The organism is Neobacillus sp. Soil_C_43 (assembly GCF_057656715.1).
The window spans coordinates 148,013-172,821 of sequence record NZ_JBDGJV010000004.1; the positions used below are offsets into that span (position 1 = coordinate 148,013).

Consider the following 24,809-nt stretch of genomic DNA (forward strand, 5'->3'; position numbering starts at 1 on the left):
ACCGCAACCACATTCCAATTTAAAATGCCTGACATCGGTGAAGGTATTCATGAAGGGGAAATCGTAAAATGGTTCATCAAACCAGGCGATAAAGTCCAAGAAGACGACGTACTTTGCGAAATACAAAATGATAAAGCAGTAGTTGAAATTCCTTCTCCAGTAGAGGGAACAGTTTTGGAAGTTTTAATTGGCGAAGGAACTGTAGCGACTGTTGGACAGGTACTCGTAACATTTGATGCTCCAGGATATGAAAATCTACAATTCAAAGGTGACCATGGTGATGAGGAGCCTAAACAAGAAGCACCAGCAGCGCCAGCACCAGAAGCTAAGCAAGAAGCTACACCTGCACCAGCAGCAGCACCTGCGGCAGCAGTAACAGCTCAACCTGCAGTGGAAGTAGATCCAAATCGTCGTATTATCGCTATGCCATCTGTTCGTAAATATGCACGTGAAAAAGGTGTTCAGATCGCCTTAGTTGCAGGAACAGGTAACAATGGACGTATTTTGAAGAATGATATTGATGCCTTCTTAAGTGGAGGAGCAGCAGCGCCACAGGCGGCACCACAAGCAGCAGAAGCAGTGGAGGAAGCTCCTAAGGCAGCAGCACCAGCAGCACCAACTCCAATTCCACAAGGGGAATATCCAGAAACACGTGAGAAGATGAGCGGTATCCGTAAGGCAATTGCAAAAGCAATGGTTAATTCTAAGCACACTGCTCCACACGTAACTCTTATGGATGAAATCGATGTAACAAAACTTGTTGCACACCGTAAGAAATTCAAGGAAGTAGCTGCGGCAAAAGGCATCAAGCTTACTTTCTTACCATATATCGTAAAAGCATTAACAAGTGCATTAAGAGAGTTCCCTGCTTTAAATACATCTCTTGATGATGCAACAAATGAAATTATCCACAAGCACTACTACAACATCGGAATTGCAGCAGATACTGAAAAAGGTCTACTAGTTCCAGTTGTAAAAGATGCTGATCGTAAGTCAGTTTTCACAATTTCAAATGAAATTAATGAATTGGCTGGAAAAGCTCGTGATGGAAAACTAGCTCCAAATGAAATGAAGGGTGCATCTTGCACAATTTCCAACATCGGTTCTGCTGGCGGTCAATGGTTTACACCAGTTATTAACCATCCAGAAGTAGCTATCCTTGGTGTAGGTCGTATTGCAGAAAAACCAATCGTTCGAAATGGTGAAATTGTTGCGGCTCCTGTGTTAGCATTATCGTTAAGCTTCGACCACCGAATGATTGATGGTGCCACAGCGCAAAACGCAATGAATCATATTAAACGTTTATTGAACGATCCAGAACTATTGTTAATGGAGGCGTAAGAAAAATGGTAGTTGGAGATTTCCCAATTGAAACAGATACTATAGTCATCGGTTCCGGTCCTGGAGGATATGTTGCAGCAATCCGCGCTGCTCAGCTTGGACAAAAAGTGACCATTGTTGAAAAGGAATATATTGGTGGAGTATGTCTAAATGTTGGATGTATCCCTTCAAAAGCCTTAATTTCTGCGGGTCACCGTTATGAAACAGCTGTACATTCTGAATCTTTCGGAATTACAGCTGAAAATGTTAAGGTTGATTTTTCTAAGGTTCAACAATTCAAAGCTGGAGTTGTTAAAAAGTTAACTGGTGGCGTTGAAGGATTATTAAAAGGAAATAAAGTCAATATTGTTCGTGGTGAAGCGTACTTTGTAGATGCTAATACACTACGTGTAATGGATGAGACATCTGCCCAAACTTACACTTTTAAAAATGCTATCGTAGCAACTGGATCACGTCCAATTGAATTACCAGCATTTAAATATTCAAAGCGTGTTCTAAATTCTACAGGTGCTCTTAATCTAAATGAAATTCCTGAAAAGATCGTTGTTATTGGCGGCGGTGTTATTGGGATTGAACTTGGTGGCGCCTATGCAAACTTTGGCACGCAAGTAACTGTTTTAGAGGGTGCCGATGAAATTTTAGGCATGGGAGTATTTGATAAGCAAATGGCTGCTCTTGTTAAGAAAACGATGAAGAAAAAAGGTGCGGAATTCTATACAAAAGCATTTGCCAAGGGTGTAGAAGAAACTGAAAACGGCGTAGTGGTAACATTTGAAACAAAAGGCGAAGAAAAGAAAATCGAAGCTGATTATGTTTTTGTAATGGTTGGCCGTCGTCCAAACACTGATGAAATGGGCTTAGAGGAAGCTGGAGTGAAGTTAAGCGACCGTGGCTTAATTGAAATTGACAAGCAATGCCGTACAAGCTTAAGCAATATTTATGCAATTGGTGATGTTGTTGCTGGTCCTCAACTAGCACATAAGGCATCGTATGAAGCTAAAATTGCTGCTGAAGCGATTGCTGGTCATCCGTCTGAAATTGATTATTTAGGAATTCCAGCAGTTGTTTTCTCAGATCCTGAGTTAGCACAGGTAGGATATACTGAAAGTCAAGCAAAAGAAGAAGGCATTGAAGTGGTTGCTGCTAAATTCCCATTTGCAGCAAACGGCCGTGCGCTTTCTCTAGACAGTGCAGACGGTTTCTTAAAGCTTATTACACGTAAAGAAGATGGTCTTGTAATTGGTGCTCAAATTGCCGGTGCAAGCGCGTCTGATATGATTGCTGAACTTGGTCTTGCCATTGAAGCAGGAATGACAGCGGAAGACTTAGCGATGACAATTCATGCTCACCCAACACTTGGTGAAATTACAATGGAAGCTGCTGAAGTTGCCCTAGGCAGCCCAATCCATATCATTAAATAATAAAAATAAAAGTCCTTTCCGGAAAACGGAAAGGACTTTATTTTTTTTCAGCGAATTTTAATATTGAGGAGGTGTTAAAAAAATAACTTATGACCCGATTTAATTCATATACTTAAAACACCAAATGGATAAAGAGAATTTGAGTGGTGATAAAAATGAGAGTATATATTGTCATGCTTTTACAATTTATTATTTGGAGCGGATTTACGTTTATTGAATGGCTTTCAAAGCATGATCAACTCATCTATAAAGTCATTATGTTTTTTGTGTTTTTTTACTTAGCCTTTTTAATCGGAAATTATGTCACAAAGTCTGTCCGTAAAACCCTCTTTATTACCGCATTAAGCTTAGTTATCTATACTTCATTTCATTATACAATGGCTCAAATTATGCATTAAAAAAAGCTCCTATAGGAGCCTTTCGTTGCTTTTTATTTTCTTGGGTAATAATACATGACTCTTTCATTAAAAAGATGAAGCTCGCCTTGCAGCTTTTTAGCAAGAAATTTACAGAATTCATTCGCTTTTCCTTTATCTCCATAAGTGGATTGTTCAGGAAGAGTGACTTGTATGTATGTTTGTTCACTAATAACACCGTCATCATTTTGAACCGATTCCGTATCAACACCAATTAGTATGGCATAGTAACGTTCTAGATTGGCTTGTAGGTAAAACCATTTCCCTTTACCGTCTTCCGTTTCTTTGATGTCATAAGGAAAGGCAGATTCTCCAAATTTCCAGCTTACCTGATTGCCTGTTTTGGATGTAATATCTTTATAGTAATAAAATAATTCCTTAACCTCATCAATGGTTATCGTTTGTTTTGCAGATGAAGGCACGAGCTTAATAAATGCATTAACAGCCATCATCATTCCCCCCTATAGTCCGTAGTATATGCCCTTCTATTCTAGCACTGAATAAAAAGTGATGACAACAATTAGAAGAATTAAATTGTCATCATTTCTTGTTATTTTATCAAAAATGAATTATAATAATATTCTAAATATTTAATTAAAAGGAGGAGTCTTATGGAACTATTTGATAAGCTCTATGATGAGCATGAAAATGCAAAAGTGAGGTTCATTGGTTTCACTACTGAAGATACTCGTTATGACTTTGGAATTATTTATACCAATATGTTTTTTGGAAAGCCTCTTGTGATTTGCATGCAAACCGGACGCTCCACACTCCTCGACCCCAAAGATATTGAAGATATTGATTACCTTCAAACTGTATTCCGTATCCCTGTTAAAGAGCAGGCAGTTGATCTAGCTGAATTTTTTAGAGAAACACTACCGTCCATTCCTTTTGTTACCCAATATGAGTAGATAAAAGAAAAAATAGGCCTGAAAGGGTCTATTTTTTATGATATTTTTTAAATGTGACATACAATTTAGGCTTGAAATTATTAATGTGATATATTATTATCTAATTAAGGGTATTAAAACGCTTTCATAGCAAGATATTCAATTATGAAAAGGGGATAGGACAAATGGGTACACTTGTATGCCAAACTTGTAACTCTACTATTGATCATTTTGAAGATGAAAAAGTAACGGTACTATACTCTAAATGCAATTGCTGTGATAACCACCATATCGAAGAAGAAGTATAAATATTGCTGCCAAATATAAACAGGCTGACTCGTTTACTTTGAGTCAGCCTTTATTTTTTCACTTTTATTTAATTGCTTTATACTCTTTTATTACATGGATGGTTTTCATTTCATCATCCTCTGGCCCTTGTACAGGTAGGCCAGCTTCTAGATTTTCCTTAATGTAATGAAGATTTTCCTTAGTGATAATCTCACCTGGGATAAAAATAGGAATACCTGGAGGATACACCATAACAAATTCCGCGATAATTCTTCCTTCAGATTCCTCGAATGGGATCACTTCGGTCTCTGCATAGAAAGCATCTCTAGGGGTTAAAGCCAACACAGGAATTTCAGGTAACAGAACCTCCACTGGTTCAATCTTTGTTGGACGGTGTTCACATTCCTCAGCAAGCTCTTTCAGGGCTTTTACTAAAAGATTTGTTTCTACTTCTGTGTCACCAAGTGTGATGATACAAAGGATGTTATACAGGTCAGAAAGCTCTACTTCAATGTTATGCTTTTCTCTCAACCATTTCTCAACATCATAACCGGTTAACCCTAAATCTTTCACTGAGATGATTAGTTTGGTCGGATCGTAATCAAATGTGGCATTAGAGCCTAAAATTTCTTCACCGATGCAACGAATATGATCAATTTCATTAATTTTTTTACGAGTGGATTGCGCTAATTTGATCGTACGATCAATTAAATCCTTCCCGTTTGTTGCTAATTGCTTTCGGGCAGTATCAAGTGATGCTAATAGTAAATAGGATGTTGAAGTCGTTGTAAGCATGCTTAAAATCGATTGTACATGCTTGGCAGAGACTAAGCCCTCACGTACATTTAAAATGGAACTCTGAGTCATAGAGCCACCTAGTTTGTGGACGCTAGTTGCTGCTATATCAGCACCAGCCTGCATGGCTGAAAGAGGAAGTTCGTCATGAAAATGAATGTGAACACCATGTGCTTCATCTACTAAAACAGGAATATTGTAGGAATGGGTAATTTCAACGATTTTCTTTAGGTCTCCAGAAATTCCGAAGTAGGTGGGATTGATGACTAATACCCCTTTTGCATCTGGGTGTTGCTGTAATGCCCGTTCCACTGATTCAGGAGTAATTCCGTGAGAGATTCCTAATTCTCTATCGATTTCAGGATGAATAAACACAGGAATAGATCCAGAAAAAACAATAGCTGACATTATAGATTTATGAACATTTCTTGGAACAATAATTTTCTCACCAGGTCCACAAACAGCCATTACCATCGCGATAATGGCACCGCTAGTACCTTGAACAGAAAAGAAGGTATGATCGGCACCAAATGCTTCTGCTGCTAGTTCCTGTGCTTTTTTAATCATTCCCTTAGGTGAATGTAAGTCATCAAGGGGACCAATGTTAATAAGGTCAATAGATAAGGCGTTATCGCCGATAAATTGGCGAAACTCGGGGTCCATTCCAGCCCCTTTTTTATGTCCAGGAATATGAAACTGGGTGGGATTTTTTTTTGCATGTTCCAGTAAACCGCTAAATAACGGTGTTTGATTTTGTGACAATCTAACTACACCTCTTTATATAGAAATACTCTTAAGATCAAGTCTATAAAATACATAAAACAAAGGAATTATAGCACTATTCTTTTATATTGCATAGGATTTATTTTGCTCTAACGCTTTATTTGTTTCAAGTTAGTTTCCCATAAAGAGAGGAAAATTAACCTTTTAAGACGAAATAACAAGTAACGAACATTTAGGAGGGAATTTCATTTGAATTGGCGAACACGGGTTACCGAGATTTTAAACATTCAATATCCAATCATACAAGGCGGCTTAGCCTATTTAGCGTATTCTGAATTAGCTGCCGCTGTCTCCAATGCCGGGGGGCTTGGTCAGATTACTGCGATGTCCTTGAGTCATCCCGATCAATTGCGTGAGGAAATCCGAAAAGTGAAACAATTAACGAATAATCCATTTGGGGTTAATTTTGCTATTGGTCAACATGGCAGACCGTTTTCAGATTTTTTACAGGTCGCTATTGATGAAAAAGTTCCCGTCATTTCCATGACAGGGGGAAATCCGGCTCCAATTTTTGAACAGTTAAAAGGAACCCAAATAAAAACACTAGTCCTTGTTGCTGCAAGAAGGCAGGCAGTCAAAGCAGAAGAACTAGGTGCAGATGCAGTAATGGTTGTAGGTCAGGAAGGTGGTGGCCACCTTGGCAGGGATGATATTGGGACCATGGTATTAATTCCTCAAGTCGTAGATGCAGTTTCCATTCCTGTTATCGCATCGGGTGGAATTGGAGATGGAAGAGGATTAATGGCAGCGCTTAGTTTAGGTGCAGAGGGAATAGAAATGGGAACAAGATTTATTGCCACAAAGGAATGTGTTCATGCAAATGAACTTTATAAGAATAGGTTAGTAGAAGGCTCAGAATCAGATACGGTTGTTATCAAGAGGACGTTAGGAACACCAGCAAGAGCGATAGCGAATAGTTGGACTGATAAAATACTTGAAATCGAGAAAAGTAAAGGTGACTATACTGATCTAAAGGACTTAATTAGTGGAATGGCGAATAAACGCTATATCTACGAAGGAGCTGAGGATGAGGGGTTTGCTTGGGCTGGCCAAGTAATGGGTTTAATAAAGGATGTGCCTTCTGTAGGAGAGCTGTTTGAGCGAATGATAAAAGAAGCGGAAGAAATTCGTGCAAAGTGGGGAAAATAAAGGTATCATACTCTTTATTGAAAGGCTGTTTTAAAGAACATTGTTGATTTTATTCCCTGTTGATTGGAGTGGAAGGCGCGAAGACTCCTGCGGGAGTAGCGTGTCAGGGGAGACCCCGCAGGAGCAAAGCGACGAGGAGGCTCCCCGACTGCCCGCGGAAAGCGAAGCGCCTGGAACGGAAATCAACAGACAACTTTAACAAAGCCTATTGAAAATAGTTAGAAGGTGAAACAATGGAGTACCAATACCCAATTGATTACAGCTGGTCCACCGATGAGATTGTTGATGTGATTAAATTCTTTGAGGCCATCGAAAAAGCATATGAAAAAGGAATTGAACGCGATGAATTAATGAAGGTCTATCGTCGTTTTAAGGAAATAGTTCCTAGCATTGCTGAAGAAAAGACTGTTTGTGGAGAGTTTGAAGAGATAAGTGGATATTCTTCGTATCGAACAATTAAAAAAGCTAAAGAATCCTCATCAGGTGACAGAATTAAAATGTAAAAATGGAAAGCTCCCGAGATTATTAATATCTAGGGAGCTTTCTTTCGCGTAGTATATATTTATTTTGTATTGAACCGCCAATAACGAGAACCATTTGGGTAACATAGACGGGGTCTACGAGACCGAACAAGGCAAGCGTGAATGATTTTGGTAACATAGATTGGATCTGCGTAAATAAAAATTTATTAAAACTTCTTTATTTAATATTTTGAGCCAGTTTATATAACGGGGCAACTGTTTGAAAAACATGTTCAATCTGCTGGATTAACCCTTCAGCACCTAACTCAATAGCCTTTTCTTTATCGATGGTTAAACCACAGAGTAATTCGGCTTTTTTTACATTCTTCAGTCTTTCAAAAATTTCCACAAGGTCTTTCTTTGATAAATCATCGTGTTTAACTATATCTGGTTTCGTATGGTCAAGTGACCATACAAATTCAGCGGGAACATCTTTATATATTTTGTTTGCTTTTTTTATAAATCTCTCAGCAATTGTAGTTTTTAATGGCGCTTCATATATAACAGCAAACCAAATGAATAAATGGGTATTCCACAACCCAATTTGAAAGTGAGGCAGCATTTTATAGCCTCTAGAATTATTAGCAAATGCTACCCATGTATCCTTTGGTGGATTGATTGTTCTTCTAGCATGTTTAGCTACATGCACAAACATTTCATCACCAGTAAGTGTAGATAAGGTAGGCGCAAAATATTGACCGAGCTCTTCAAGTTTTGGACGAATAGTACTTTTTAATGCTTCCATTCTTGCCTCTAAGCCATCTATTAAAAAAACATCAAAATCCTCATGTGTAAAACCCTTGAAATCCATCATAATACCTCCAACAAGCCATTTGTCACTTATTGTAGCATAGGAAAGAAATTTGAAGAAGTTTGTTGCACTTCTAGGTTAGAGCACATATTTGTTGCAACATATCAAGCAGCCTCATATTATACAGTAAAAAAATAATCTGAAAAGTAAGTCAATAATAAGAAAGGGGAGAGGAAAGATGAAGCAACTAATGAATACTTCTTTAAAAAAAGCAGGGGAAAAGGAAAGAACAGCTGTTTTAAGATTAGAAATGGATTATGAATTAGCAACCTTATTTGAAGCAATTGAAGAAAAGAATGAGAAGAAAATGAAGGAATGTAAACAAAAGTTAGAGAGAATTCGTCAGGAATTATTACGATTAAAGGCTCTTTAATAGCACTTTTATGAACCCTAAGTACGTACTTATTTATCTAAAGAGAAACAAATAAGAAGGGACAGAAAAAGAATAGTGAAGGGATTTACCTAAACGAACTCCGAAATTTTAGTAAGGGGAGTTCGTTTATTATTGTGCTTTTGTGTGATTAATTTAACTTAAAACAAGTTATGTCAAAAAGTTGATGTGATCCTTTAATTTGATTAAGCTATAAGTACATCAATGGAATGGTCATGTTCCATACTACATAAATTGGAAAATAAGATCATTGGAGGTAAATAATGAATTGGGAAGAAGTTTATAATCATGCCAAGCAATGGGTCAAGGAAGCCGGAGAGACTATTCGATTATCCTTTGATAAGACATTGAATATCCAGACGAAAACAAACCGTAATGATCTCGTAACGAATATGGATAAAGAAATAGAACAGTTTTTTATAAAGAAAATTAGGGAGGTTTATCCCAGTCATCATATTATGGGGGAAGAAGGATTTGGTGACGAATTTACTACCCATGAGGGGGTTGTCTGGCTGATTGATCCGATAGATGGAACAATGAATTTTATCCATCAACAAAGAAATTTTGCCATTTCTCTTGGCGTGTACGAAGACGGAATAGGCAAAGTAGGACTTATATATGATGTAGTTCATGATGAGTTATATCATGCCAAACGTGGGGGTGGCGCATTTTTAAATGATAAGCCTATACCACCCTTAAAAGAAGCAAAAGTCGAGGATTCGATCATTGCGCTTAATGCTACCTGGGTGATGGAGAATCATCGCATTGATCATCATTTAATGATACCTCTAGTTAGAGCTGCAAGGGGGACTCGTTCATATGGAACGGCCGCACTTGAAATGGTGTTTGTGGCAACTGGCCGGGTTGATGCGTATTTGTCCATGAGGTTATCTCCATGGGATGTTGCTGCAGGGGCGGTTATTGTTGAAGAACTTGGTGGAATTGTTACGAATTTAAGAGGAGAAAAGCTGGATTTCATTTCCCAGGACTCTCTGTTCACCGCAAAACCAGGTTTACATCAAACCATTTTGAAAGAATATCTAAAAAATGGTAAATGGTAAAAAAAGAAGCCTCGATGGCTTCTTTTTTTAAGAATGTTTAAAGTTCCCCATTTTCTCTCATTTTCTTTTTTGTTTTAAATCCTAATCCCATAATGACAAAACATCCAAGGACACAGAAAGCTGCTCCTAGCACGCTCTGTTCTCCAATTGCAATTCCAATTCCCATGATACAAACTGCTGCAAGAATAGAATAAACAAGCATTGGCCACTTAATCTTATTCATTTTATTACCCCTTTTATAGCAAGTCCTACATTAAAAAAAAACGGTTTGACTTGTGTTTTTTAGCTTTATTTTATATTCTACATAAAATGCTTATAGGTTTCCACTTTAATTATGGTATAATGTTTTAGTTGTATATGGGAAACTATAAATAGTTTTATTTTTAGAATATAGGTAGGAGTGGAATTTTTTGAAAATAAGAGAAGATATTCGTAATATAGCCATCATTGCTCACGTTGACCACGGGAAAACAACATTGGTTGACCAATTGTTAAAACAATCTGGAACGTTTCGTAGCAATGAGCATGTGGAAGAACGTGCAATGGACTCCAATGACTTGGAAAGAGAACGTGGAATTACCATTTTGGCAAAAAATACCGCCATTCAATACAAAGATAAAAGAATCAATATTTTAGATACACCAGGACACGCAGATTTTGGCGGTGAAGTTGAACGAATCATGAAAATGGTTGACGGAGTATTGCTTATCGTTGATGCATATGAAGGCTGTATGCCACAAACGCGTTTTGTTCTTAAAAAGGCTTTGGAGCAGAATTTAACTCCAATTGTTGTTGTTAATAAAATTGACCGTGACTTCGCTCGACCTGCAGAGGTAATCGATGAAGTAATCGATTTGTTTATCGAACTTGAAGCAACTGAAGACCAGTTGGAATTCCCGGTTATTTACGCTTCAGCAATTAATGGTACAGCAAGTACCAACCCAGAAAAGCAAGATGAAAATATGCAATCATTGTATGATGCTATCGTTGAATATATCCCTGCCCCAGTTGACAATCGTGAAGATCCATTGCAATTCCAAGTTGCCCTTCTCGATTACAATGATTATGTTGGAAGAATCGGAATCGGTCGCGTTTTCCGCGGTACAATGAAAGTCGGTCAACAAGTAGCACTGATGAAATTAGATGGTTCAGTTAAGCAATTCCGTGTGACCAAAATTTTTGGTTTCTTTGGATTAAAACGACAAGAAATAGAAGAAGCAGTTGCCGGCGATTTGATTGCTGTTTCAGGGATGGAAGATATAAATGTTGGTGAAACGGTATGTCCAGTTGAACATCAGGAAGCACTACCAATTCTACGAATCGATGAGCCTACATTACAGATGACTTTTGTTGTAAATAACAGTCCATTTGCAGGTAGAGAAGGTAAGTATCTAACTTCAAGAAAGATTGAAGAAAGATTACGCGCTCAATTGCAAACAGACGTAAGCTTACGTGTTGAAAACACAGATTCACCAGATGCATGGATCGTTTCTGGCCGTGGTGAACTTCACTTATCAATCCTAATTGAAAACATGCGTCGTGAAGGCTACGAACTCCAAGTTTCAAAACCAGAAGTTATCGTTAAAGTTATTGATGGTGTACGCTGTGAACCAGTTGAAAGAGTACAAATTGATGTACCAGAAGAACATACTGGTTCAGTAATGGAATCCATTGGTGCCCGTAAAGGCGAAATGATAGACATGGTTAACAATGGTTCAGGTCAGGTGCGCTTAATCTTTAACGTACCAGCACGAGGATTAATTGGTTACACAACCGAGTTCTTAACAATGACTCGAGGTTATGGAATTATTAATCATACCTTTGATAGCTACCAGCCAATGTTGTCAGGTCAAGTTGGTGGAAGACACCAAGGTGTACTTGTATCAATGGAATCAGGAAAAGCATCAACATATGGTATCATGCAAATAGAAGACCGCGGAACCATTTTCGTTGAACCAGGTACGGAAATTTACGAGGGGATGATCGTTGGCGAAAACACTCGCGAAAATGACATCACTGTTAATATTACAAAAATGAAACAGGCGACAAATGTTCGTTCAGCTAACAAAGACCAAACGTCTGTTATTAAAAAACCGCGCATCATGACATTAGAAGAGTCATTAGAATATTTAAATGATGACGAATATTGTGAGGTAACTCCAGAATCGATTCGTCTTCGTAAGAAAATTCTTGATAAAAATGAACGTGAAAGAGCGGCTAAAAAGAAAAAGGTTGCTGAATTAAGCTAATTAAAGAGGTGCACGCTGTGGAAGATTTAAAATCCTTTTCCCCAAGTCTTAGATTTTTTATTGAGCTAACGAACGATGTAGAAACAGGTGTGTTACTACAATATGTATTTATTGTCATCCTGTCTGTAATTGTCTACCGGTTAGGCTTTGCAAAAAAACTGCCTCTTTTGAAAAACATAGTAATTTATATTAGCCTCTGTGTTGGATGTGTATTTATGTTGTTTTTTTCATATGCCCTACCAATAGCAGAAGGTTTAGGTGCAGCTGCATTGTTGTTAATTATTTATAAAATCCGCCTGCACCAATCAAAAAAGCATCAGGCTGAAGCGAAATAACGGGGGTTTAAAGAATGAAATCCTTACAAGATGCACTGTATAATTGGCTTACGATTAAAGTTGTTTGTGATGCCCGTCCAGATGACACAGCAGCACAAGAAACTCGTGCCTTTTTTGACGATATGCTAACTAATCAGCATCACGTCTCAAATCTAAGCATCACAACAGATGCTGTCATGTATTATGTTACCTATCAACAAGGTGATGAAACAAAGAAGGTTCGTTATCCGCGTGAATTGATTGAGATTATGTTAAATCAAATCAATCAAGAACCTGAAAAGTATGAGAATTATCCGATTGAAGATTAAAAAAACCGCTTGCTCTATATAATTAGAGCAAGCGGTTTTTGTTTTTTATTGCTGAACGGGCGTTTCCTCTTTTCTGTCTACCATTCATCTTTCTCGGATTTGGTACGAAATAATTTAAAGTTTCCTGTTTCTATTCGGGCATTCGTTTTCTCTGTAATTCTTTCACTGCATTCATTACACATGTATGTATGGATGGGGCGATTGCGAAGCCTCTTAGCTATCAACGATTCATTTTCAATCGATTCAATTTTATCGCATATTACACATTTTACTCGCATTAAGGCACCTCTTCAACTCTTTCTAAAAACAGAATGTTTGTATTATATAATAGGAAAGTATAAAATTCACTTCGAGAATTGTCCAGCTCCAGCGCCTAGCCCCTCGGGGCTGACCAAGGCGCTTCCGCTTTTCTTATAGTATACCATGTTAGAAAGGAGACAGGTAATCAATTGGTTAAAGTTGAACCAAAAAAGGGATAGTAGTAATATGAGATTATCTGTTTATTACAGTGTAAGGAAATTTAAAGGGGTTGTAGGAATGCCAAATCAAGTAGAACAAAAACTAATTAAGCCGTTATATGATGAGTTACAAAAAGAACGATTTGTAACGCTAGCAACAGTCGATCATGAAACTGGGGGACCCAATGTAAGTGCAATTTCCTGGGTGTTAGCGAGGGATGAAAATACCATTTATTTTTCTGTAGATAATCGTTCCCGAATATTAGAAAATATTAATAAAAATAACATGGTAGTGATTAACCTCATTGCAAATGAATCTACCTACTCCATTCAAGGGGAAGCGCAGATTAAAGTAGAACGACTGGAAGAGGTGCCATTAAAGCTGGCATTGGTTGAAGTTGCTATTAAAGAAGTCAGGGATGTAATGTTTTACGGCTCAAAAATAGTGACAGAAGTACAATATGATAAGACGTATGATAAAAATGCAGCTCAAAAATTAGATAATCAGGTTATGGATGCAATGAAAAAAGCTTAGGAGAAATCCTAAGCTTTTTTACATAATAAGAAAGTATAAAATTCGACTTCGAGAATTGTCCAGCTCCAGCGCCTAGCCCCTCGGGTCAAATAACCTTCTGCAATAAAAGTCAAAGCGCGACTTTTCTTGCAGAAGAACATTTGCCTGTCGGGGCTGACCAAGGCGCTTACGCTTTTCTTATTCTTTATAGTGATTGGATTGATCATTTTGTTCTTTTTTCAATTGTTTTTCCTTATTCGCTGGAAGTTTATGTTTTGGCTTTTCTGTGGAATTCTTAGGGCTTGGTGTGATTAAGTCTCCAGGAATTTCTGGCATTAACCTACCAGCTACATCTGCCAGTTCTTCCATTATTCCCTGAACCGGTCTTCCTTTATTAATATCTCCTTGTATCTCCTTTAATCGAGCAGTTGTGTCAGCATCGGCTACAACAACAGCCTTGGCGCCGTAAGGGTCTTTTCGCAGACTTTCAGCTACAGAATATTTAATTGAACCAACCTGAGAACGATCAATTTTAGCATTCACATCAATGCCTACAATCGCATAATTTCCTATCACGACTGCTGTTGCATCATTTACATTTGGAATACTTGTTGCTAATTTAACTAAACGCTTTGAAATTTGCTGTCCAGTTTTTCGATCAACATTTTCAATATAACTGTTCTTTACCTTTACTAAGGACTGATTAGCATTTTTTGCTGTTTCTTTATTGTTATCAGTGTTGCATCCCGCTAAAAGCAAACCTATTACAATTATCATTCCAATATTCTTCATTGACCCATACCTCCAAGTTGCAAAATATAAGTTAAATTAAGCAACAGTAGCTAAATTCATTTAGACAAACTAAGTGGTTCCATTAACAATTATTGTGCGGAACTTCTTCTATCTTTATTCCAATAAACATATATTTTACCAAAGTCCAATCTAGCAAAAGGGTTGTTGATATGCTCTAACAGACCCAACAACATGGAAAGCAGGAGGCGTTGCTTTGAGTAAAATATACGTGTTAGATACAAATGTCTTGCTACAAGACCCGTATTCCATTTTTTCCTTTGAAGATAATGAAGTTGTTATTCCCGCAGTCGTTCTTGAAGAAGTGGACTCAAAGAAAAGGTATATGGATGAAATTGGTAGAAACGCAAGACATGTATCTAGATTAATTGATGGCCTAAGAGCCTCAGGAAAGCTGCATGAAAAAATTCCGCTTGAAAACGGAGGAACAATTAGAATTGAATTAAATCACCGAACGTTTCATGAACTTCAAGATATTTTTATTGAAAAGACCAATGATAATCGAATACTAGCGGTTGCAAAGAACTTATTCCTTGAGGAACAAACAAAGGAAGATGGCAAACCTGTTATTATTGTGAGTAAGGATGCCTTAGTGCGGGTAAAAGCTGATGCAATCGGCTTAGCTGCCGAAGATTTTTTAAACGACCGCGTTGTAGAAATTGATCATATATATACCGGATTTTTTGAACTATTTCTACCAATTGAATTATTGGGTAGATTCTATGAGAAAGGCGAATTAAACCTTTCTGAATTAGCAAACCACCCTTTTTATCCTAACCAGTTCCTCGTTATGAAAGATGCTTTAGGAAGTTCTGCCTCTGCCATTGGGATGGTTGACAAAACTGGACAAAAGGTAAAAAAATTAACTTTAAATCAGGAGCATGTTTGGGGTATTCACTCACGAAATGTACAGCAGACAATGGCCATCGAATTATTATTGCGCAAGGATATTCCGCTAGTTACATTAACTGGAAAGGCAGGTACAGGTAAAACATTATTAGCTCTTGCATCAGGTTTAATGCAGACAGAAGATTTTAGAGAGTATAAAAAGTTATTAGTGGCACGTCCGATTGTACCCGTGGGTAAGGACTTAGGGTTCTTACCGGGGGAAAAACAGGAAAAGCTAAGACCGTGGATGCAGCCAATCTATGATAATCTGGAGTATCTCTTCAACACGAAAAAGCCGGGTGAACTCGATGCTATATTGGCAGGAATGGGGTCGATTGAGGTAGAGGCCCTAACTTACATTCGTGGTAGAAGTTTGCCAAAGCAATTTATCATAATTGATGAAGCACAAAACTTAACGAAGCATGAGGTGAAAACGATCCTAACACGGGTAGGGGAGGGCAGTAAGATTGTGTTAATGGGAGACCCGGAACAAATTGACCATCCATATTTAGATGCCTATAACAATGGGTTAACCTATGTGGTTGAAAGATTTAAAGACCAAGTTATTTCGGGGCATGTAAAATTACTAAAAGGAGAACGGTCAGGATTGGCTCGACTTGCAGCCGATTTATTATAAGTAAGGCTGTGTTAAAGAACAGTGTTGATTTTTACACCCTGTTGATTGGAGCGGAAGGCACGAAGACTCCTGTGGGAGTATGGTTCAGGGGAGACCCCGCAGGCGCAAGCGCCGAGGAGGCTCGCCGAAACACCCACGGAAAGCGAAGTGCCTGGAGCGGAAATCAACAGGCAAGTTTAACAAAGCCATAAGTAAAAAAAGGAAAAGAAAACGGGCGCCATATGGCTCCCGTCTTATTTTATTGTAAAGCCAGTTACATGTTTAATAGGATTATCTTGGTTAGAGCCATCGCTTAAATAAATATGAATAGGTCCGTCAGATGATAATGGTTTTCCTTCTTTTGAGAATCCCACTATTAAATCATAAGCATCCTCAAGAGAAAATTCGTATTTTTCATCCTTACTATGAATGACAAGGGTTTGTGCGTCACTATTAGGCTCAGCATTTAATAAGAAGGGCTTTAAAGGAATGCCGAACGTACCTGTTAGTACTTTTTCTTTTTCAAATTTTTTCTCCGATTTTAGTGTGGGTGGATAAATAGCCCCCTCCATAATTTCACGATCCCAATGCTTTGAAACTGCCTTTGTGTACTCTTCTAATGAATCAGAATTCTTGTTGTTTGTTAAAAAGTAAGTGGTTAAATCAATACGTCTGTCATCAAAAATCCATACACCTGGTTCAAGTGTAATTGTATATTTAACTTTACCCGTAATCATTATGATATTTTCCATTATCTATACCCCCTAAAGTCTAACCCTATTAAGTATAGCTTTTTTTTAAGGTAATGTCATAAACTGAATACCATTATGTAATAGCCTTCATTGTTCTTGCAATTTTCTATTGTAAACGGTAAAATTTATAGATAAGTTGAATTATCGCTCTGAAATGGGGGGAGTACTGTTGGCGTCTGAAATGATCGTGAATCACCAGGAAAAAGCCTTAGCATTATTGCAGGCTGACGCTGAAAAGATATTGAAGCTTATCAAAGTGCAAATGGACAATCTCACGATGCCTCAATGCCCACTTTATGAAGAGGTGTTGGATACACAAATGTTTGGCCTATCAAGAGAAATAGACTTTGCTGTTCGATTAGGCTTAATAGATGTCAAGGATGGAAAAGCGATTTTAGATAAATTAGAAAGAGAACTATCAGCGCTCCATGATGCATCCTTAAGAAAATAATCGTAGAGAACTCAAACAATGAAAAACAATTGTTTGGGTTTTTTTGTTCTATTAATATTAGGCTGTGTTAACAGTGTTGATTTTTAAAACCTGTTGTTTGGAGCGGAAATCAACAGACAATGTTAACAAAGTCTAATATTAAAAAGATGTAACAATTTTTCTTTTCTTCAAGTAATCATATCCATTTTCTATTATAATAGAGTGCATAATCAATACTTAAAAAATGAGGACGTCTTACATGGTAAAAAAAATACTGAAATCCTATGATTACACCTTAATCATTGCCATCATTCTTTTGTGTGCATTTGGACTTGTGATGATCTACAGTGCAAGTATGGCTTACGCAGTTCAACGATATCAAGTTAGCAGTGATTTTTTCTACCAAAGACAAAAAATATTTTTGTTAGGGTTTGCTGCCATCTTCTTGGTTACAGCCATTGTTCCTTATAAAATGATGAAATTCACAAAATGGTTTCAGCTTCCGATGGTGCTTGGGTCTATTATCTCGCTTCTTGGGTTATTTGCTTTCGGAGAGGTAAAGAACAATGCCCAAAGTTGGTATGCAATAGGAACTTTCCTTTTCCAGCCTTCAGAATTTGTAAAGTTGGCCGTTATCATTTATTTGGCTGCTGTATATGCCAAAAAACAGGCATATATTAATCAATTTAATAAGGGGGTTCTTCCTCCACTGGGTTATCTTTTCATAGTATGTGTATTAATTGGAGTTCAACCTGATTTTGGTACGGCTGCCATCATTGCAGCCATATCTGCGACCATCATTCTAGCATCTGGAATGAGCCCAAAGACAATATTGAAATTACTTCTTATGGTTCTCATTCTTCTTCTGCCGGTTATACTTGTTTCCTGGGGGAAAGTTTTTTCAGATGAACAAATGAGTCGATTAGAAGTTCTGAGTAACCCATTTGCAAAGGAATATGTTAAGGATGCGGGATTCCATCTAGCGAATTCTTATATTGCAATTGGATCAGGGGGCGTTAATGGATTAGGCCTGGGTAAAAGTATCCAAAAGCTTGGTTACCTCCCAGAATCACATACTGACTTTATCATGGCAGTAATTGCAGAAGAATTAGGGGTTTGGGGCGTAGGCTTTGTTATTATCTTATTAGGATATGTTGTATTAAGGGGAATTTATATTGGCTTACAATGTAAAGATCCTTTTGGGAGCCTGCTCGCCATTGGAATTTCGAGTATGATTGGAATTCAATCCTTTATTAATCTCGCTGGTGTATCCGGGTTAATACCGCTTACAGGAGTTCCATTACCGTACATCAGTTATGGAGGATCTTCAATTTTGATGCTTGCGGCAGCAACTGGAATCCTAGTGAATGTCTCCATGTTTGTAAAATTTGAGAAAAAATATAAAAATAAGCAAACGATAGAAAAACAACAGGGCAGTCAGGACGGAAAGGTATTCTATATGCAATAAAAAGAGGTTGACCCTTAGGGAGTCAACCTCTTTTTGTTATTGATTCTTTCTAGAGCGTGAATATAGAAGAAGAAAATAACTCAACATTCCAAATAAACATGTAATAAAGAAAGCATGAAGAAGAGCAATATATAGATTAAGTCTACTAAAAATGATAAATGCCCCGGCAATCACTTGTAAGGAAACGAGGATGAATGAAATAATCCAACCCCAAAATAAAACCTTTTGATGCTTGTAGTGGCGAATAACAATAAATAGAACATAGGCAATCCAGAGGAAAATGAACCCTGCGGCTGCTCGGTGCCCCATTTGAACCCATTCCCACATATCAGAAGGAAATGCCAGACTTTCATTTTTACATAAAGGCCAATCTAGACAGACCAGGCTTGACTTTGTATGTCTTACCAAGGCTCCTGTATAAATGACAAAATAACTATAAATAGAAATTCCAACAATATGGAAGCTCATTCTTTTATCAATCAATAGTTTATTGGCCTGGAATTTCTTATCAACTTCAAATATAAGAAGTGTCAACAAAAACACAGATGCGAATGAAATAAGTGAAATTCCAAAGTGCAATGCTAAAACAAAACTTGATTGCCCCCATTTTACTGCTGCCGCACCAATTAATGCTTGTAACAGTAAAAAGAAGAATGAGAGAAAGGAAAGAAACTTTGTTTCTCTAATGTGGCCAATAGCCTTCCAAGACCAAACGGAAAGAACAAGCACCATAACTCCACCTACACCTGAAACAAGTCGATGTGCAAGCTCTATTGCTAATTCTGGAGTTATTTCCAATGGAAGGAATTTACCATTACATAAAGGCCAAGATCTTCCACATCCCATTCCAGAGCCAGTCTTTGTTACTAAAGCTCCCCCAATTAATATTAATATCATTGCAATTGTGGTTGCAACCGCCAACCACTTTAAAGAGCGTCGCAAAAAATCACCTCATAAATAGTTCAATAATTTGTCATTGGATATTCCTGACAGTATAATAAATGAAAAGTAACTAGATTAAAAAGTCCTTATTTATCATAACGAATAAAGTGGAAAATGAACAGGATTTAAGTATAGATTTTTATAGAAGTTTACTAACAGAAAAAGGCAAATGGATAATATATATTTTCCACTATTATTATAGTGAAAACTATTGAAACTTTGAAAAGTGCGTGTTAGAACTATATATAGTGGTTTTTTGTTGATATTAAAGGCGTGTCACAATTTGGTCAAAAATTATTCGAAAAAAGTTCACAAAAATATCAAAAAGTGTGATTTAATATACAGAGAAAGTGTTTTTTGAATCACTGCTTCTCTGGTTTATTTATGAGTGAAATTGTTTAATTTGATAAACTGATTATCCCTAATTTTTTGTAAAAAAAATAGACGGTAAAATTAGTAAGTATTGTTAGCTGTTAATTGGTGAATATTTGTTATGAAGGATTAGGAGGAGAAAGTATGTCCAACTCAAAGGCTTATGGAGAACCATCCATAGACAATGGTTCTGCAAGCCTGCATTCTAACATAGAAAAAACCTCAGTATGGAAAGACTTTATGGCTTTGATAAAGATAGGAATCGTAAATTCCAATCTTATTACAACCTTTACTGGACTTTGGCTGGCCTTGCATTTTTCAGGTCAAAGCTTTTTAGGGAACTTAGACATTGTATTTTATACAGTGGCAGGGTCTTCACTAATCATTGCGGGTTCATGTGCTATAAACAATTACGTTGACCGTGATATCGATCATCTAATGGAGAGAACAAAAGGAAGACCCACAGTAACAGGAAAGGTATTGCCGGGTAGAGTTCTTACCTTAGGTATTTTACTTATTGGACTGGGAACACTGTTCTTATTCTTAACAACCATGACTGCAACAGTTATTGGACTGCTTGGAGTTTTTAGTTATGTAGTTCTCTATACCTTATGGTCTAAACGACAGCTTGTTTCTAATACGATCATTGGTAGTATCTCAGGTGCCGTTCCACCGTTAATCGGTTGGGCTGCAGTGGATGCAAATCTTGATATTATGGCCTGGTCGTTATTTGTACTAATGTTTGTTTGGCAGCCTCCGCATTTTTATGCTCTAGCAATGAGGAGAGTAAATGAATATAAAGCAGCAGGAATCCCAATGCTTCCTGTAGTGAAGGGCTTTAAAACAACAAAAATTCATATTGTACTTTGGGTGGCAGCACTCTTGCCAATCCCATTTTTTCTTACCAAATTAGGAATCCCATTTCTAATTCTTGCAACTCTGTTAAATATAGGGTGGCTAGTATTAGGGATTTATGGATATAGGATCAAAGATGACATAAAGTGGGCAAAACTAATGTTTGTTTACTCCTTGCAATATTTAACTATTATTTTTGTGGCGATGGTGATTGTTACATTAATTTAGTTTTGCTTGCTTTGGCTGACTTTTAGGCTTTAAATTCTCCTTGAGTCAGCCACCTACATACTTCTTTGACCAAGCATTATATATTTAGAATTTTATTAGTGAAAGAGGGGTTTGATTAAGCTATGAAAAGGCTTGCAAAATGGCGTTTAGTCTCGTTGTTTACGATGATAGCGCTTGTACTCTCCGGATGTGGCAAACCATTCGTTTCCACTTTGATGCCAGCCGGTGAAGTTGCAGACATGCAATATGATTTAATGAAGTTAAGTACTTTAATCATGGTTGGGGTAATTATTGTCGTCATGGTTATATTTGTTTTGGTATTTGTTCGTTACCGTAGAAAAGACGACAAAACCATTCCAAAGCAAGTTGAAGGAAGTCATAAACTAGAAATTATTTGGACTGTTGTGCCGATTCTATTACTTCTTATCCTAGCTGTACCAACTGTAGCATCTACTTTCAAACTTGCTGATGTTGACAAGATGGACAAGAAAAACACAAAAGCATTAGTAATTAATGTTCGATCACATTTATATTGGTGGGATTTTGAATATCCAAGCAAAAAGATTGTGACGAGTCAAGAATTAGTTGTTCCAACAAATGAAAAAGTTTACTTCAACTTAAAATCTATGGATGTTAAACACTCATTCTGGATCCCTGCAGTTGGTGGAAAATTAGATACCAATACTGATAATATCAACAAGTTCTGGTTGGAATTTGACGACAAGCGCGCAAATGAAGCGGGAAATCTATTCTACGGAAAATGTGCTGAGCTTTGCGGACCAGGACACGCTCTAATGGACTTTAAAGTTAAGGCGATTAGCCGTGACAAGTTTGATGCTTGGGTTACTGCAATGAAGGATGTTAAAGAACCACAAAAAGCAACAGGAGCTCTAGCTTCACAAGGTCAAGAAATCTTTAATAAGAGCTGTATCGGCTGTCATGCTGTAACTCCAGCTAATAAAATGCCAGAAACTGCACGTATTGCACCTAACTTATCAAACTTTGGTGAAAGATCGCGTGTAGCCGGTGTATTAGACCATAATAAAAAAGAAGTAAAAAACTGGATTAAAAATCCTGAAGCATACAAGCCTGGGAACTTAATGACTGGAAAATATCCAGAAATGTCAGATGATCAGCTTGATGCATTAGCCGAATATTTAATGAGCTTAAAAGTTCAGGAATAAATGGGGAATTGGTTGAAAGGGAGGTAAAATTGTGAGTACCTTAGCTCAAAAAAAGGGATTTGGTGCGACTTTGTGGGACTTTTTAACAACTGTTGACCATAAGAAAATCGCCATCCTATATCTTATTGCAGGTGGATTCTTCTTCTTAATAGGCGGACTTGAAGCTGTCTTTATTCGTATCCAACTTGCAGTACCTAACAATGATTTTGTCAGTGCAGGTGCATTTAATGAAATTATTACCATGCACGGAACAACAATGATTTTCTTAGCCGCGATGCCGCTTGTATTTGCATTTATGAATGCTGTTATGCCATTACAAATTGGGGCACGTGACGTAGCATTTCCATTTGTAAATGCAGTTAGTTTTTGGTTATTCTTCTTCGGAGGAATCTTCCTAAATCTTTCATGGTTTTTAGGTGGAGCTCCTGATGCTGGATGGACTTCTTATGCATCACTTGCGATGGCTTCGAAAGGCCATGGAGTAGATTTCTATATCTTAGGCTTACAGATTTCAGGTTTTGGAACATTAATGGGTGGTATTAATTTCTTGGTAACGATTATTAATATGCGTGCACCAGGAATGACGTATATGAGGATGCCATTGTTCACATGGACTACATTTGTAACCTCAGCACTTATTTTATTTGCATTCCCTCCACTTACAGTGGGTCTTGTATTAATGATGTTTGACCGAATGTTCGGAGCTAATTTCTTTGAAGTGGCAGCCGGCGGTAACACAGTAATTTGGGAGCATCTCTTCTGGATTTTTGGACATCCTGAAGTATATATTCTGATCCTTCCTGCGTTTGGGATTTTCTCGGAAATTATTCCAATCTTCTCAAGAAAACGCTTGTTTGGATATTCCTCCATGGTTTTTGCAACAGTTTTAATTGGTTTCTTAGGCTTCATGGTATGGGCTCACCATATGTTTACAACAGGTTTAGGTCCAGTTGCGAATGCTATTTTCGCGGTTGCAACAATGGCAATTGGTGTCCCTACTGGGATTAAGATTTTTAACTGGCTTTTAACTATGTGGGGTGGAAGTGTTAAATTCACTACACCTATGCATTGGGCATTTGCCTTTATACCATCGTTTCTTGCTGGTGGGGTAACAGGAGTAATGCTTGCTTCTGCAGCCGCGGATTATCAATATCATGATACTTATTTCGTTGTTGCACATTTCCATTATGTAATTGTAGGTGGTGTTGTCTTTGCAATTTTTGCAGGAACACATCTTTATTGGCCAAAAATGTTTGGAACAATGTTAAATGAGACCCTAGGAAAAATTACTTTCTGGTTGTTCTTTATTGGTTTCCACTTAACATTCTTTATCCAACACTTCTTAGGTTTATGGGGAATGCCACGTCGTGTATTCACATACCTTCCAGGTCAAGGATTTGAATTAGCAAACATGGTAAGCTCAGTTGGAGCAGCATTCATGGGGCTTGGTGTCATTATTATGTTAATTAACATCATTATGACATCAGTGAAAAATGTTAAGGTTGGGAATGATCCATGGGGCGATGGAAGAACACTTGAATGGTCTATTCCGTCACCACCTCCATTCTATAACTTTAAACAGTTGCCACTTGTTCGTAGTTTAGATGCATTTTGGGTTGAAAAAATGGAAGGGAAAAAGGCTATGACTCCTGCCGAGCCGCTTGGTGATATCCATATGCCTAATTCATCCTTTATTCCATTTATTATGTCTGTCGGCTTGTTCATTGCTGCTTTTGGTGCATTGTACCATCAAGATAAGGTTTCATGGTCTCTACCAGTAATGATTATAGGCCTACTAATAACATTGGGTTCTATGTTCACGCGTTCAGTTAAAGATGATCATGGTTTCCATATTCACAAGGAAGAGCTAATTGATGACGAGGATAAGGGGGGTAAGGCATAATGCACGCTGAAGATAAATTCACTTATGAAACATGGCCTGCTGCGCCGGAGAAAGCAACCCTTGAAGCAAAAAATAAATTTTTAGGTTTTTGGTTTTTCCTAGGAGGAGAGACGGTTCTATTCGCCTCCCTCTTCGCAACGTATTTAGCGTTAAAGGATAAAGTCGGTGATTCTGGACAGCCGCTTGCTAAGGAATTATTTGAGCTTCCATTAACATTTGTAGCAACTATGTTGTTATTAACAAGTTCATTGACTAGTGTATACGCTATGTATCACATGAAAAACTTTGCCTTCAAAAAAATGATGGTTTGGCTTGGCTTAACAGCATTATTAGGTGCAGGCTTCTTAGGACTTGAGGTTTACGAGTTTTCTCATTATGTTCATGAAGGACATAAGTTTACAAGTAGTGCATTCGGTTCTGCCTTCTATACGCTTGTAGGTTTTCACGGTGGCCACGTTGCGTTTGGTCTATTATGGTGTCTAACATTAATGTTCCGAAATGGAAAACGTGGTTTAGACCTATACAACGCGCCAAAATTCTATGTATTTAGCTTATATTGGCATTTTATCGATGTTGTTTGGGTATTTATCTTTACAGTAGTATATTTAATGGGAATGGTGGGATAAACTG

General features: G+C 37.6%; 28 protein-coding genes. 20 read left to right on the top strand and 8 right to left on the bottom strand.

Annotation, left to right across the window (positions count from 1 at the left end):
* Positions 1-24 precede the first annotated feature (24 nt).
* The 3 genes from AC3A54_RS08265 to AC3A54_RS08275 all read left to right on the top strand — a co-directional run bounded on the left by AC3A54_RS08265 (position 25) and on the right by AC3A54_RS08275 (position 3,160).
* Positions 25-1,341 carry a dihydrolipoamide acetyltransferase family protein gene (locus AC3A54_RS08265; protein WP_487654167.1) on the top strand — a complete coding sequence of 439 codons (1,317 nt, stop codon included), beginning with the start codon at positions 25-27 and terminating at the stop codon, positions 1,339-1,341.
* A 5-nt stretch (positions 1,342-1,346) separates the two neighbouring features.
* On the top strand, positions 1,347-2,762 hold the full coding sequence (gene lpdA, locus AC3A54_RS08270; RefSeq protein ID WP_335549020.1) for a dihydrolipoyl dehydrogenase: 1,416 nt from the start codon (positions 1,347-1,349) through the stop codon (positions 2,760-2,762).
* Positions 2,763-2,917: 155 nt separating this feature from the next.
* Complete coding sequence (locus AC3A54_RS08275; protein ID WP_308080320.1) at positions 2,918-3,160, top strand: hypothetical protein; 243 nt, start codon at positions 2,918-2,920, stop codon at positions 3,158-3,160.
* Positions 3,161-3,192: 32 nt separating this feature from the next.
* On the opposite strand, the gene AC3A54_RS08280 is transcribed toward AC3A54_RS08275, so the two are convergent.
* The gene (locus AC3A54_RS08280) at positions 3,193-3,627 is read right to left on the bottom strand and encodes a DUF1885 family protein (protein ID WP_487654111.1); all 435 of its coding nucleotides are present in this window, start codon (positions 3,625-3,627) and stop codon (positions 3,193-3,195) included.
* Positions 3,628-3,789: 162 nt separating this feature from the next.
* Between AC3A54_RS08280 and AC3A54_RS08285 the strand changes: the two genes are divergently transcribed.
* Both AC3A54_RS08285 and AC3A54_RS08290 read left to right on the top strand, forming a co-directional pair.
* A complete protein-coding gene (locus AC3A54_RS08285) occupies positions 3,790-4,089 on the top strand; it encodes a DUF3055 domain-containing protein (protein ID WP_335549499.1) in 300 nt (99 codons plus the stop codon).
* 164 nt (positions 4,090-4,253) lie between these two features.
* Positions 4,254-4,376 (top strand): GapA-binding peptide SR1P, encoded by a 123-nt coding sequence (locus AC3A54_RS08290; RefSeq protein ID WP_307289124.1) that lies wholly within the window; start codon positions 4,254-4,256, stop codon positions 4,374-4,376.
* A gap of 64 nt (positions 4,377-4,440) precedes the next feature.
* Here the strand turns inward: AC3A54_RS08290 and AC3A54_RS08295 are convergent, their stop codons facing one another.
* Positions 4,441-5,913 carry an aminotransferase class I/II-fold pyridoxal phosphate-dependent enzyme gene (locus AC3A54_RS08295; RefSeq protein ID WP_487654112.1) on the bottom strand — a complete coding sequence of 491 codons (1,473 nt, stop codon included), beginning with the start codon at positions 5,911-5,913 and terminating at the stop codon, positions 4,441-4,443.
* A 210-nt stretch (positions 5,914-6,123) separates the two neighbouring features.
* Here AC3A54_RS08295 and AC3A54_RS08300 point away from each other — a divergent pair, with 210 nt between their 5' ends.
* Complete coding sequence (locus tag AC3A54_RS08300) at positions 6,124-7,083, top strand: NAD(P)H-dependent flavin oxidoreductase (protein ID WP_487654113.1); 960 nt, start codon at positions 6,124-6,126, stop codon at positions 7,081-7,083.
* A 233-nt stretch (positions 7,084-7,316) separates the two neighbouring features.
* Positions 7,317-7,586, top strand: coding sequence for a UPF0223 family protein (locus tag AC3A54_RS08305; protein WP_487654114.1), 270 nt, complete (start codon positions 7,317-7,319; stop codon positions 7,584-7,586).
* A gap of 196 nt (positions 7,587-7,782) precedes the next feature.
* Here AC3A54_RS08305 and AC3A54_RS08310 read toward each other — a convergent pair whose 3' ends face one another.
* On the bottom strand, positions 7,783-8,415 hold the full coding sequence (locus AC3A54_RS08310; RefSeq protein ID WP_487654115.1) for a YktB family protein: 633 nt from the start codon (positions 8,413-8,415) through the stop codon (positions 7,783-7,785).
* Between the two features lie 178 nt (positions 8,416-8,593).
* Between AC3A54_RS08310 and AC3A54_RS08315 the strand changes: the two genes are divergently transcribed.
* Entirely contained in the window at positions 8,594-8,788 is a 195-nt protein-coding gene (locus tag AC3A54_RS08315; RefSeq protein ID WP_308080315.1) for a hypothetical protein, read from the top strand.
* 281 nt (positions 8,789-9,069) lie between these two features.
* Positions 9,070-9,867 carry an inositol monophosphatase family protein gene (locus tag AC3A54_RS08320; protein WP_335549205.1) on the top strand — a complete coding sequence of 266 codons (798 nt, stop codon included), beginning with the start codon at positions 9,070-9,072 and terminating at the stop codon, positions 9,865-9,867.
* 37 nt (positions 9,868-9,904) lie between these two features.
* Here the strand turns inward: AC3A54_RS08320 and AC3A54_RS08325 are convergent, their stop codons facing one another.
* Complete coding sequence (locus AC3A54_RS08325; RefSeq protein ID WP_308080313.1) at positions 9,905-10,090, bottom strand: YlaF family protein; 186 nt, start codon at positions 10,088-10,090, stop codon at positions 9,905-9,907.
* A gap of 187 nt (positions 10,091-10,277) precedes the next feature.
* On the opposite strand from AC3A54_RS08325, the gene typA reads away from it, so the two are divergent.
* Genes typA through AC3A54_RS08340 form a run of 3 tightly spaced genes read left to right on the top strand, consistent with a single transcriptional unit; the run spans position 10,278 to position 12,759 of the window.
* On the top strand, positions 10,278-12,116 hold the full coding sequence (gene typA / locus AC3A54_RS08330; protein ID WP_308080312.1) for a translational GTPase TypA: 1,839 nt from the start codon (positions 10,278-10,280) through the stop codon (positions 12,114-12,116).
* 17 nt (positions 12,117-12,133) lie between these two features.
* Positions 12,134-12,451 (top strand): YlaH-like family protein, encoded by a 318-nt coding sequence (locus AC3A54_RS08335; RefSeq protein WP_308080311.1) that lies wholly within the window; start codon positions 12,134-12,136, stop codon positions 12,449-12,451.
* Between the two features lie 14 nt (positions 12,452-12,465).
* On the top strand, positions 12,466-12,759 hold the full coding sequence (locus AC3A54_RS08340) for a hypothetical protein (protein WP_308080310.1): 294 nt from the start codon (positions 12,466-12,468) through the stop codon (positions 12,757-12,759).
* A gap of 77 nt (positions 12,760-12,836) precedes the next feature.
* Here AC3A54_RS08340 and AC3A54_RS08345 read toward each other — a convergent pair whose 3' ends face one another.
* The gene (locus AC3A54_RS08345; RefSeq protein WP_308080309.1) at positions 12,837-13,037 is read right to left on the bottom strand and encodes a YlaI family protein; all 201 of its coding nucleotides are present in this window, start codon (positions 13,035-13,037) and stop codon (positions 12,837-12,839) included.
* A gap of 259 nt (positions 13,038-13,296) precedes the next feature.
* Here AC3A54_RS08345 and AC3A54_RS08350 point away from each other — a divergent pair, with 259 nt between their 5' ends.
* Positions 13,297-13,752, top strand: a complete 456-nt coding sequence (locus AC3A54_RS08350; RefSeq protein ID WP_335549204.1) for a pyridoxamine 5'-phosphate oxidase family protein — start codon at positions 13,297-13,299, stop codon at positions 13,750-13,752.
* A 177-nt stretch (positions 13,753-13,929) separates the two neighbouring features.
* Here the strand turns inward: AC3A54_RS08350 and AC3A54_RS08355 are convergent, their stop codons facing one another.
* On the bottom strand, positions 13,930-14,523 hold the full coding sequence (locus AC3A54_RS08355; RefSeq protein WP_487654116.1) for a YhcN/YlaJ family sporulation lipoprotein: 594 nt from the start codon (positions 14,521-14,523) through the stop codon (positions 13,930-13,932).
* Between the two features lie 214 nt (positions 14,524-14,737).
* Here AC3A54_RS08355 and AC3A54_RS08360 point away from each other — a divergent pair, with 214 nt between their 5' ends.
* Positions 14,738-16,066 (top strand): PhoH family protein, encoded by a 1,329-nt coding sequence (locus AC3A54_RS08360; protein ID WP_335549202.1) that lies wholly within the window; start codon positions 14,738-14,740, stop codon positions 16,064-16,066.
* Between the two features lie 233 nt (positions 16,067-16,299).
* On the opposite strand, the gene AC3A54_RS08365 is transcribed toward AC3A54_RS08360, so the two are convergent.
* The gene (locus AC3A54_RS08365; RefSeq protein WP_487654117.1) at positions 16,300-16,797 is read right to left on the bottom strand and encodes a peptidyl-prolyl cis-trans isomerase; all 498 of its coding nucleotides are present in this window, start codon (positions 16,795-16,797) and stop codon (positions 16,300-16,302) included.
* A 169-nt stretch (positions 16,798-16,966) separates the two neighbouring features.
* Here AC3A54_RS08365 and AC3A54_RS08370 point away from each other — a divergent pair, with 169 nt between their 5' ends.
* Together AC3A54_RS08370 and AC3A54_RS08375 are read left to right on the top strand one after the other, a co-directional pair.
* Positions 16,967-17,248: an Fpa/YlaN family protein gene (locus tag AC3A54_RS08370; RefSeq protein WP_308080304.1), complete on the top strand. Its 282-nt coding sequence runs from the start codon at positions 16,967-16,969 to the stop codon at positions 17,246-17,248.
* 238 nt (positions 17,249-17,486) lie between these two features.
* The gene (locus AC3A54_RS08375; protein WP_487654118.1) at positions 17,487-18,695 is read left to right on the top strand and encodes an FtsW/RodA/SpoVE family cell cycle protein; all 1,209 of its coding nucleotides are present in this window, start codon (positions 17,487-17,489) and stop codon (positions 18,693-18,695) included.
* Positions 18,696-18,731: 36 nt separating this feature from the next.
* Here the strand turns inward: AC3A54_RS08375 and AC3A54_RS08380 are convergent, their stop codons facing one another.
* The gene (locus tag AC3A54_RS08380; protein WP_335549199.1) at positions 18,732-19,637 is read right to left on the bottom strand and encodes a COX15/CtaA family protein; all 906 of its coding nucleotides are present in this window, start codon (positions 19,635-19,637) and stop codon (positions 18,732-18,734) included.
* 516 nt (positions 19,638-20,153) lie between these two features.
* Between AC3A54_RS08380 and cyoE the strand changes: the two genes are divergently transcribed.
* The 4 genes from cyoE (at position 20,154) to AC3A54_RS08400 (ending at position 24,805) form a co-directional block, all read left to right on the top strand.
* Positions 20,154-21,092, top strand: a complete 939-nt coding sequence (gene cyoE / locus AC3A54_RS08385) for a heme o synthase (RefSeq protein ID WP_487654119.1) — start codon at positions 20,154-20,156, stop codon at positions 21,090-21,092.
* A gap of 122 nt (positions 21,093-21,214) precedes the next feature.
* Positions 21,215-22,276, top strand: a complete 1,062-nt coding sequence (gene coxB / locus AC3A54_RS08390; protein WP_487654120.1) for a cytochrome c oxidase subunit II — start codon at positions 21,215-21,217, stop codon at positions 22,274-22,276.
* A gap of 31 nt (positions 22,277-22,307) precedes the next feature.
* Positions 22,308-24,179, top strand: a complete 1,872-nt coding sequence (gene ctaD / locus AC3A54_RS08395; RefSeq protein WP_487654121.1) for a cytochrome c oxidase subunit I — start codon at positions 22,308-22,310, stop codon at positions 24,177-24,179.
* Positions 24,179-24,805 carry a cytochrome (ubi)quinol oxidase subunit III gene (locus tag AC3A54_RS08400; protein ID WP_487654122.1) on the top strand — a complete coding sequence of 209 codons (627 nt, stop codon included), beginning with the start codon at positions 24,179-24,181 and terminating at the stop codon, positions 24,803-24,805. Before ctaD ends, AC3A54_RS08400 begins: the two co-directional genes overlap by 1 nt.
* Positions 24,806-24,809 lie beyond the last annotated feature (4 nt).